Origin of the sequence: Candidatus Magnetobacterium casense (genome assembly GCF_019173545.1) — a bacterium.
In the GTDB taxonomy this organism is placed as follows: domain Bacteria; phylum Nitrospirota; class Thermodesulfovibrionia; order Thermodesulfovibrionales; family Magnetobacteriaceae; genus Magnetobacterium; species Magnetobacterium cryptolimnobacter.
In genome coordinates this window covers 1-1033 of record NZ_JABXWD010000796.1, presented here as the reverse complement: position 1 = coordinate 1033, position 1033 = coordinate 1, and the positions used below count along the sequence as shown (strand labels likewise).

2 protein-coding genes are annotated in these 1033 nt (G+C 48.8%); both read left to right on the top strand.

The window, feature by feature from the left end:
- Positions 1 to 395 (top strand): hypothetical protein (locus HWQ67_RS19600; RefSeq protein WP_218254379.1); only part of this gene is annotated, 395 nt, incomplete at its 5' end.
- 75 nt (positions 396 to 470) lie between these two features.
- The coding region (locus HWQ67_RS19595; protein WP_218254378.1) for a hypothetical protein at positions 471 to 1033 on the top strand (563 nt) is incomplete at its 3' end.

Here is a 1033-nt window from a genome sequence, read left to right as displayed (position 1 = left end):
TGTTTCTAAACCCGAAAGCTCATGATGTGCTCAGAGACGGCACTGTACTGGAGGTGATGCTATTGCAGGCCAAGTATTACAATTCCGTGATCAGGTTCGGGTACGATTACCGCGATGACCCTCCGATATGCCAGATTGATATCAATGAAAAGAGTTTCCAAATGCTGGAATCCTATCTCTGGGCATGTAGCTCGAACCATAAGCCAGAATCAGTCGTATTGCCCGGAATGACCCGGCACGAGATTCGGTGCACGAGGTGCGGAAAGCCGATGCGATGTATCCGCAATCCGATAATGCCGACATTGCGGCATGAGCTTGAGAAAATGGGCCACCAATTCCATGTGGCGCGGGTGGCCCAAATGACTGAATTGAAACCGGGGAAACAGGTATCATGAATGCCATATTAGCAATGATAGCCACATTTCTACTGCTGGCATTGTTTGCAGCGATGCATTCGTGCGGGTGTTAAAATGGCATGGTTGATCGGATTAGTTGCCGTACTATTCACGTTTACCTCAAAGTGGGCTTATAACTCAACCCTCTACTTCCTCTATCCCCCCATTTTAGCCGGGGCCATAGTGACGGTTACGGCAGCCGTCCTGTGGTTCCGGCACAAACACATCGCATGGGCATGGCTGTACGCGCCACTGGCCATTATTCTGTTGTTTATCTGGATTCGATGCCTGATAGACGCGAACTACACCAATGCAATATTTATCACAGCCGTTGGATGTTCCATGCTGTATTTAGGCCAGAGATTCGGGTTAAAACTACTCTGGCCGATGGTTGCGCTGGCGGTAATTCAATCGCTCAGCGTGATAATAACGGCAGCGTATTTCTCCAACTGGTCAAATGGTATGGATATTCGCAACGGGGGATTAATTGATCGGTACAACTATGCGTTAGGATATGCTGTCATAGCATTGGGGATGGTAGCCGGATTGCATTTGATCGATGATCAGAAATGGAAAGCGGCTTTTGTGTTCATCTGCGTTCTGGGGTTATTGTTCAGCGGTTCGCCATCGGCACTCGT